7 protein-coding genes are annotated in these 8,480 nt (G+C 60.8%); 2 read left to right on the top strand and 5 right to left on the bottom strand.

Translation table 11 applies throughout. The features are described from left to right. Positions 1 to 160 precede the first annotated feature (160 nt). Positions 161 to 910, bottom strand: a complete 750-nt coding sequence (locus tag QMB98_RS02330) for a lysophospholipid acyltransferase family protein (RefSeq protein WP_371684034.1) — start codon at positions 908 to 910, stop codon at positions 161 to 163. Continuing rightward, the gene (locus QMB98_RS02325; protein ID WP_371684033.1) at positions 907 to 1,701 is read right to left on the bottom strand and encodes an SDR family NAD(P)-dependent oxidoreductase; all 795 of its coding nucleotides are present in this window, start codon (positions 1,699 to 1,701) and stop codon (positions 907 to 909) included. The genes QMB98_RS02330 and QMB98_RS02325 overlap by 4 nt, the downstream gene beginning before the upstream one ends. A gap of 176 nt (positions 1,702 to 1,877) precedes the next feature. On the opposite strand from QMB98_RS02325, the gene QMB98_RS02320 reads away from it, so the two are divergent. After that, complete coding sequence (locus QMB98_RS02320) at positions 1,878 to 3,122, top strand: hypothetical protein (protein WP_371684032.1); 1,245 nt, start codon at positions 1,878 to 1,880, stop codon at positions 3,120 to 3,122. 105 nt (positions 3,123 to 3,227) lie between these two features. Then, positions 3,228 to 5,243, top strand: coding sequence for a M3 family metallopeptidase (locus QMB98_RS02315; RefSeq protein WP_371684031.1), 2,016 nt, complete (start codon positions 3,228 to 3,230; stop codon positions 5,241 to 5,243). Positions 5,244 to 5,514: 271 nt separating this feature from the next. On the opposite strand, the gene groL is transcribed toward QMB98_RS02315, so the two are convergent. From groL to QMB98_RS02300, 3 genes are all read right to left on the bottom strand, one after another. Then, on the bottom strand, positions 5,515 to 7,134 hold the full coding sequence (gene groL / locus QMB98_RS02310) for a chaperonin GroEL (RefSeq protein ID WP_371684030.1): 1,620 nt from the start codon (positions 7,132 to 7,134) through the stop codon (positions 5,515 to 5,517). A gap of 218 nt (positions 7,135 to 7,352) precedes the next feature. Continuing rightward, positions 7,353 to 8,033: a LytR C-terminal domain-containing protein gene (locus QMB98_RS02305; protein ID WP_371684029.1), complete on the bottom strand. Its 681-nt coding sequence runs from the start codon at positions 8,031 to 8,033 to the stop codon at positions 7,353 to 7,355. An 18-nt stretch (positions 8,034 to 8,051) separates the two neighbouring features. Beyond that, positions 8,052 to 8,306: a DUF3263 domain-containing protein gene (locus QMB98_RS02300; protein ID WP_371684028.1), complete on the bottom strand. Its 255-nt coding sequence runs from the start codon at positions 8,304 to 8,306 to the stop codon at positions 8,052 to 8,054. Positions 8,307 to 8,480: the final 174 nt, after the last annotated feature.

Here is an 8,480-nt window from a genome sequence, read left to right as displayed (position 1 = left end):
CCCCCCCCCCACCACTCATCTGCTTCAGCTGTCTCTCTGCCTTCTCTGGCTACTGAGTCTTTGTCTGGCAACTCAGTCCTTGTCTGTCCATGTCTTTCGAGGAGAGAGTCTTTCGAGGAGAGAGCTTCTTCTTGACCTCTGTGTTGAGGGAAGTCTGCTCTTAAGCTGCGTCGAGGCTCGCGCCCTCACCGGAGTGGGGGTGGCCGGTTGCCTTCATCGTGAACACACAGGCACGGATGCGCGCGTTGTAATGTTCGACGCTTTCACCGGGCTCTGCATGCATGGGTGAACCGAGAACAAGCTTGACGCGGGGACGGCCCATCTTCGGCCAGATGGCTCCCACGGGCATGGCGTCGTGGCCGCCGATGAGTGCGACGGGAACGATCGGGACGGACAGCTTCTGGGAGAGTGCCGCGGCACCCGCCTTGAACTCCCCCATGCGACCATCACGGGACCTGGTGCCCTCGGGGAAGATGAGGATGGGAATTCCGGCCTTGAGGAGCCTGCCGGTCATTCCGGCTGCGGGGCTTGGACCCTCCTGAGCTGTGAGGCCCTTGCCCGAGGCCTTCTTCACCTTGCCCTTGCGTTCAATCGGGTACGTGTTGAAGAAGAGAGCGGTGAGGCGAGAAATGAAGCGCCTGCGATAGAAGTAGTCAGCCGCGGCTCCAGTTGCGAGCCTGTCGGTCATGTGGGCCGGCAGGAGCGTGAACATCATGGGAGCATCGAGGTGGCTCGAGTGGTTGCCAACAATGATGTACGCGCCGTCAAGTCCGGCTACGGCCTCCTCGCCCTCGACCGAGGTCGAGAGAATGGATGTGATGAGGGGGCGGGCGATGACCCTGCGGATGACGCGTCGGAGGGAACGATGCCTCTTCGACGTGTACTGATTCAGCGGGTGAAGCTGGCTCATTGACGCCCCTTATTGATCTTGCTGACAACGGAACGTACCGCCGATTTGGGGCCGCTCTGCGCGAGGAAAGCGATCACCTTGAAACGCTTGGACGGGATGGAAATAGCCTTCCCGCGTTCCGTGTCCGCCAAGCATTCGCTGACAACTCGTTCCGGCTGAAGCCAGAGGAAGTCGGGGATGCTGGAGGTTTTGACGCCCGTGCGCTGGTGGAACTCGGTGCGCACCCAACCGGGCATGAAGGTCGTGACGTGAACGCCGTGGTCGCGGAGCTGAAGGTAGAGGGCCTCGGAATAGGTCTTGACCCAGGACTTGATGGCCGAGTAGCCGCCCATGGGAACCAGTCCAGATACTGACGCGGTATTAATGATCACACCGTGGCCACGTGACCTCATCGCCACACTTGCCGCGGCACCCAGTTCCAGCACTGCCCACAGCATGACCTCGAGGGCCTTGCGGTGGGGTTCTAGATCCTCGGTCACGAGTGGCTCGTAGAGGCCTGCGCCGGCGTTGTTGACGAACACCTCGATGGGCTCATTCTCGTCCGACAGTCGGGTGACGACCCGGGCCCGATCGGGCTCCCGTTCAAGGTCGGCCTCGAGGGTCTCAACGTCAATGCCGTAGCGCCATTCCAGCTGTTTCGCGGTGCGTTCAAGGCGGTCGCCGCTGCGGGCGACAAGGACAAGGTCAAGTCCGCGTTCGGCAAGCTGCCGAGCGAACTCGAGTCCGATGCCGGAGGTGCCGCCGGTAATCAGCGCACGCCCGGTCAACTGGGGATGAGAGCTCGTCGCCATGACCCAACCTTCCTAACTGTGTCTGCACTCTAGGTTAGTGCACTCCGGCACTAAACGTGGCTCGGGCGAGCGCGGAAAGTGGCTCACACCTAGAAAGTAGGTGACAATGGTCAGTCGCGAACCTTCGGGAATGAGTCTAGACTTCCTGTGACCACAGAAAGGGCAACGCAATCCACATGGACTATCCGCAGTGGCTCCTCCCCACTTACATCCGCAGTGCTCGTACTGCCGGAGCAACGGTATCCGATCAGGAGATCACCGCCGCATGTCAACGACTGATTGAGATGTGGGCGGCGCCCTCGCGCCACCACCACAATCTGCACCACCTGTGCGACATGCTGTCCCGCGTCACAACCCTGGCTCCGGAGACCCACAACCCGGATCTGGTCAAGCTCGCCGCCTACTATCACGGTTGCGTCTTCTCCACCGCAGAGAAGGACACGTACACCCGCAACGGTGGCGAGAACGAAGTGGAATCCGCACGCGTCGCCCAGACTGAACTCGCTGGCCTCGGTATCCCCGAGAAAAAGGTCGATCGGGTCGCGGAGCTCATCATTGGTGTGAAGAAGCAGCCGAAAGAGGCTGAACCCACGACGACCGCGACACTCAACACCATGGACATCGACAAGCTCGCGTTGCGCGATGCTCACCTTGGTAGCCTTGCGGCCGGTCCGCAGAAGTACACGAAGTACTTGGAAGCAGTGCAGCAGGAATACGAGCACATTCCCGCACTTGATTTCCTCCTTGCTCGTCAGAAAATCATTGGCAAGCTTCTCTCCCGCAAGCAACTCTTCCTGTCCCCGCTCGGTCGGCAGTGGGAGGCACCAGCACGCCAGAACCTCACCGCCGAACTCGAACGCATCGAGGTGAAGCTCGCGAAGCTAGGCGATGCCACCATCCCGTCCGAGTCCGAACCTCCTGCCGAATGGGAGCACCCCCGCGAGTCAGAGGACGGCACACCGGAGTCAGGCAACACCATGACTCCGGAGGAGTACGCCGAACAGCGCGAACAGACTCCCACTCCTGCCCTGGAGAAGCTCTCGGATCTTGAGGCGGAGCCGGCACCGTCCCACGACCCGCTCCTCCGCCCCCTGTCCCAGGATGCGATCGTCAAGCCCGATGATCGCTCCTCGCTTGAGAACCTCCCGGACGATGCGGAACCCGGTCCCGCTCCCCGTGAGCTCTCCCCCGCCGAAAAGAAGAAGGCGGAGCGCGACGAGATCGCGAGGCAGATGCAGGAGAGGCTCGTGCGCAGGCAACAGTGCGAGGCAATGGGCAAGGAACCCAAGCAGGAAGCCCCCGATCTGGCTCCTGTCCCCCACCACATCAAGCACTCCACGCCACGTACCGCAGAGTCTCCCCACTGGGAAGAAGACGACGGCTCGGGCCGTGCTGGATTCGAGCGCGAACCAAAGTACTAGGAGCACTCCATGTGGGGGCGGTGTGCGCACCGGCCCCACAGTCTCTCTATATCTGAGGCAATTTGTGGTTAAGCATGTTGGTACCGAAAGGTCTAGCATCGAACTATGACAAATCCTCTTTTGACGCCATCAGAATTACCCTACGGAGTACCAAACTGGGAGGCGATCAAGCCGGAGCACATCATCCCCGCAGCCCGCGAGGCCATGACGGCCCAGAAGGACACGTGGGAACGCATCGTCACTAACCCCGAGCCCGCCACAGTTGAGAATACTGTCGTCCCCTATGACGAGGCCGAAGCCGAGATCGAGCGCGTGCTTTCTCCCGCCTACACTCTCGCTTCCTCAATTGGTGGGGACGAGCTTGATGCCATCCAGGCTGAACTCGGTCCTGAGCTTTCCGCACACTCAAACCTGTTCTGGCTCGACCGGAGAATGTACGACCGCTTCAATGCGATTGATCTGGCCCACGCCGATGAGGAAACGAGCTACCTCGTTTCTGACATCCTCAAGAAGTTCCGTCAGGGTGGCATTGATCTGCCAGATGAGGAGCAGGAGAAGCTCAAGGAACTGGATGCTGAGCTGTCTGCCAAGGAGATCGACTTCAGCCAGCGTGCGACCAAAGCGATGACCGACAACTCCCTCATCCTTCACTCTCGCGAGGATCTGGAGGGCCTGAGCGACGAGCAAGCTGAGAGCTACAGGCAGGAGGACGGCACGTACGTCATCCCGCTCCTCAACTTCACGAACCAGCCGCTCCAGGTAGAACTTGCTAAGCCCGAGATCCGCAAGGCCCTTCTCGACACCTCTGTCAGTCGTGGCCTCGGCGGTTTCGAATCCTCCGATACCCGCCAGCTGGTCGTCGACATTGCTTCCCTGCGCGCACAGCGAGCAGCTTTGCTTGGCGCACCTCATCACGCACAGGTTGTGGCCCAGCGCGGCATGGCAAAGGACTCCCAGGCCATCATCGACCTCCTGTCCTCAGTTGCGACCAGGGCCGTTGAGGCCGTGGATCGTGAGCACGAGGCCATGCTTCCCCTCACGGAAGGCAAGGACATCACCGCGGCCGATTGGACCCACTACCAGGAGCAGATCCGCGGCCAGGTAGCCGTTGACGATGCTGCTCTGAAGCCCTACCTTGCGCTCTCAAACGTGGTGGAGAACGGCATTTTCTTTGCCGCGAACCAGCTGTACGGCATCACGTTCAAGCTCCGTCCCGACATTGTCGGTTACGTCGATTCGATGAGAACGTGGGAGGCCCTGAACGAGGACGGTTCACCGGTTGGTCTGTTCCAGGCCGACTTCTACGCCCGCAAGGGCAAGTCCGGTGGCGCGTGGATGAACTCCGTCGTGCACCAGTCGAACCGTGCCGGCACCCTCCCTGTCGTCCTCAACAACGCGAACTTCGATGAGCCCACACCGGGCACGGAGCTCCTCCTCACGTGGGATCAGGTGGACACCCTGTTCCACGAGTTCGGTCACGCACTCCATGCCCTTCTCTCCAACACCTACTACGTGTCCACCTCTGGTACCGCGGTGCCCCGTGACTTCGTGGAGATGCCGAGCCAGCTGAACGAGATGTGGGCGTACCACCCACGAGTGCTCGCGAACTACGCAACCCACTTTGAAACGGGTGAACCGCTTCCCGCCGAACTCGCCGAGAAGCTGTCGGCTTCGAAGACCTTCGCCCAGGGCTTTGCTACGACCGAGTTCGTTGCGTCCGCTCTTCTCGATCAGGCTTGGCACCGTCTGACCGTGGACCAGGTACCGACCGCCGAGAAGGTGGAGGAGTTCGAGCGTGCCGCACTGGAGGACCTTGGCGTCTACCACGAGCTGGTTCCCCCGCGTTACCGCACCACCTACTTCAAGCACACGTTCGGTGGCGGCTACGATGCTGGCTACTACTCGTACATGTGGGCCGAGGTTCTCGTTGCCGACATCGAGCAGTGGTTCGGCACCGAGGGTGCGAAGGATGGCGACGGTGGCCTCAACCGGGAAGCAGGAAAAATTCTGCGCACCGAGCTCCTGTCCCGCGGATCCTCCCGCGACCCCATGGAGTCCTTCAAGGCCGTCCGCGGTCGCGAGCCCCGCGCCGAGGCCCTCCTCGAGCGCCGCGGCCTCTAGGGATAGTCACCACTCGCGTTCGATGTGAACGACCGATGCGCCGGCCATGGCCGGCGCATCGTCATGTCCAACCTCAGCCCAGCCAAGCACGGAACCTCTTGCCGATGGGCTACGACAAACTCGGGTTGAACGAACACATTGAGGGCTTGAGCGGCACGAAACCTACCAGTATCTATAGACCGGCGCAGAGTCCGATGCTGCTCGGGGATGCGAATGAGGGGAACAGCTTTCGCTATTCCCCTCACGTCACTTAGTCAGTTGACTTGGTGGCTTAGTACATGCCGCCCATGTCGTCGCCGCCTGCTGCGGGAGCTGCGGGCTCCGGCTTGTCAGCAACAACTGCCTCGGTGGTGAGGAAGAGGCTGGCAATGGAGGCTGCGTTCTGCAGAGCGGAACGGGTCACCTTGACCGGGTCGTTGACGCCAGCTGCGAGCAGGTCGACGTACTCGCCGGTTGCGGCGTTGAGGCCGACGCCCTTCGGGGAGTTCGCAACCTTCTCTGCAACAACTCCGCCTTCAAGGCCAGCGTTGACAGCGATCTGCTTGAGCGGAGCGGAAACAGCAACGCGAACGATCGATGCGCCGGTCTCCTCGTCACCCTCGAGACCGAGGTCGTCGAGAGCATCCTTGGCTGCCTGGATGAGTGCGACGCCGCCGCCGGGGACGATGCCTTCCTCAACTGCTGCCTTGGCGTTGCGGACTGCGTCCTCAATGCGGTGCTTGCGTTCCTTGAGCTCAACCTCGGTAGCTGCGCCAGCCTTGATGACGGCAACGCCGCCAGCGAGCTTGGCGAGACGTTCCTGGAGCTTCTCACGGTCGTAGTCGGAGGTCGAGTTCTCGATCTCGCCCTTGATCTGGGCAACGCGGCCGTCGATTGCTTCCTTGGTGCCAGCACCCTCAACGATGGTGGTCTCGTCCTTGGTCATGACGACCTTGCGAGCGGAACCGAGGAGGTCGAGGTCAGCGTTCTCCAGCTTGAGACCAACGGTCTCGGAGATGACCTGGCCGCCGGTGAGGATAGCCATGTCCTGGAGCATTGCCTTGCGGCGGTCGCCGAAGCCGGGAGCCTTGACGGCAGCGGACTTGAAGGTGCCGCGGATCTTGTTCACGACGAGGGTTGCGAGAGCCTCGCCCTCGATGTCCTCGGAGATGATGACGAGGGGCTTGCCGGTCTGCATGACCTTCTCAAGCAGGGGCAGGAGATCCTTGACATTCGAGATCTTGGACTCGACGAGCAGGATGTAGGCGTCCTCGAGGACAACTTCCTGGCGCTCAGCGTCGGTCACGAAGTAGGGGGACAGGTAGCCCTTGTCGAAGCGCATACCTTCCGTGAGCTCGAGGTCGAGACCGAAGGTGTTGGACTCTTCAACGGTGACAACGCCTTCCTTGCCGACCTTGTCGAGAGCCTCGGCGATGAGCTCGCCAATGGCGGTGTCGCCAGCGGAGATGGCGGCGGTGGAAGCGATCTGCTCCTTCGTCTCAATCTCGGTGGCGTTTACGAGAAGGCGCTCGGTCACGGCTGCAACAGCGACGTCGATACCCTTCTTCAGTGCGATGGGGTTGGCGCCAGCAGCAACGTTGCGGAGGCCTTCGCGAACGAGAGCCTGTGCGAGAACGGTTGCGGTGGTGGTGCCGTCACCGGCGATGTCGTCAGTCTTCTTAGCAACTTCCTTGACGAGTTCGGCGCCGATGCGCTCGTAGGGATCCTCAAGCTCGATCTCCTTAGCGATGGACACACCATCGTTGGTGATCGTGGGAGCGCCCCACTTCTTGTCGAGAACGACGTTACGACCCTTGGGGCCAAGCGTTACCTTAACGGTGTCTGCGAGGGTGTTGAGGCCGCGCTCCATGGCGCGACGAGCATCCTCGTTGAAAGCAATGGTTTTAGCCATAGCGGTGTTAATCCTCCACGTGGTGGTCCGGCCAACGCCCGCGACGGACGATCAGGAATCAATCGGACTTTCCGATCTCACGCTGACCTCATCGGCCGAAATTCTTTCACTCTCACTAGGAGAGTGCTAATAAGATTCTGGCACTCTCACACCCCGAGTGCAAGATGAGAGGAAGTTTCACCTTTTAGCGGACATTGGAAGAGTTCGTTCGAGAGGTCCTATCGCAAAACGATGAGAATATCGTTCCCGCCGGTCATGCCGGCCGACTCAGCCCAGTAGTCAATGACAAGGTTCTGTGCGAGGTTCTGCGCGGTACCGTACAGATCGTTGCTTGCGAAGTAGAGAGCGGTCGTGGCGGGGTTGGCCGCCGCGTAGTCCTCGACGGTGACGTTTGTGTATCCCGCGACCTGCAGCGTGTTCAGCGCCTGATCCGCGCCATCGGGAACCCCGGTTCCGTTGTAGAGCAGAATCGAGGAGTCGTACGCCACCCCAGCTACCGGCGGGAGGGTTTCGATGTCGGAGGGCACCTCTTCGGTCTCGCCCACGGTTGGTGTCTCTTCACCGGTTGCACCATCGGTTGGCTCATCGGTCGAACCGTCAGTCTGATCATCACCGGGAACCGTGGTTTCGTCATCGGTCGGCTCGTCAGTGGAGTCGGTCGATGCGTCCGTTGGGGTGGTATTGTCTGTGGCCGCTTCCGTGGATTCCTTAATGAAGGGGTTCGTCATGCCGTCCTGGCTCATGAGCTCAACGACTCCCCACCCAAGGAGCGGGGCAATGATGATGACGGATCCAAAGGGAATGAGGAAGCGTAGCGGGGACCGCTTTTTCCGGTGTGACCCTCGCATGTGACGCGAGTCTGCCAATTCGTCAAATTCGTCCTTTGGATACTGCTCCACGTCGCCTACTTTATCCCTTCATCGAGGTGAATGCGCACTGGATCCACCACGCTCTTCGGCGCGAGCGTTGCGAAGCCTGCGCAGGCGCCCCACGGTGACGGGACGGGAGTAGATGGCGTCAGGGTTGTCGAGTAGCAGGTTGAGCCGAATATAGTAGCGGGAGCTCGACCACCCAAACGTCTGTCGGATCGCCTCAGCCTTGGTTTCAAACCTGTCCGACCACGTGTCTTCCAGGTCCAGGATCGCCAGATCCTCATCGCTTAGATCGGTCATGCCACCTCCAACGATTCATCGTAACCTGGGTGCATGGCGAACTCACTATCAGAGCTGATGGCACCGGACTGGGCGGAGGCCCTCGCTCCCGTTGAGGACCAGATACACCACATGGGTGATTTCCGGCTCTTCATAATTGAGTGTGTAGCGGGCGTTTTGCGCGTCGTGGCATGA

It is taken from the genome of Flaviflexus sp. (genome assembly GCF_041440645.1).
Lineage (GTDB): Bacteria > Actinomycetota > Actinomycetes > Actinomycetales > Actinomycetaceae > Flaviflexus.
The sequence above is the reverse complement of the archived record's forward strand: the minus strand, read 5'-3'. Positions and strand labels throughout refer to the sequence as shown.

What these genes read in the sequence shown, in the direction of transcription:
- QMB98_RS02315 (WP_371684031.1), top strand. Translation starts at nt 3,228, where the DNA reads ATGACAAATCCTCTTTTGACGCCATCAGAATTACCCTACGGAGTACCA.
- QMB98_RS02325 (WP_371684033.1), bottom strand. Translation starts at nt 1,701, where the DNA reads ATGGCGACGAGCTCTCATCCCCAGTTGACCGGGCGTGCGCTGATTACC.
- groL (WP_371684030.1), bottom strand. Translation starts at nt 7,134, where the DNA reads ATGGCTAAAACCATTGCTTTCAACGAGGATGCTCGTCGCGCCATGGAG.
- QMB98_RS02320 (WP_371684032.1), top strand. Translation starts at nt 1,878, where the DNA reads ATGGACTATCCGCAGTGGCTCCTCCCCACTTACATCCGCAGTGCTCGT.
- QMB98_RS02330 (WP_371684034.1), bottom strand. Translation starts at nt 910, where the DNA reads ATGAGCCAGCTTCACCCGCTGAATCAGTACACGTCGAAGAGGCATCGT.
- QMB98_RS02300 (WP_371684028.1), bottom strand. Translation starts at nt 8,306, where the DNA reads ATGACCGATCTAAGCGATGAGGATCTGGCGATCCTGGACCTGGAAGAC.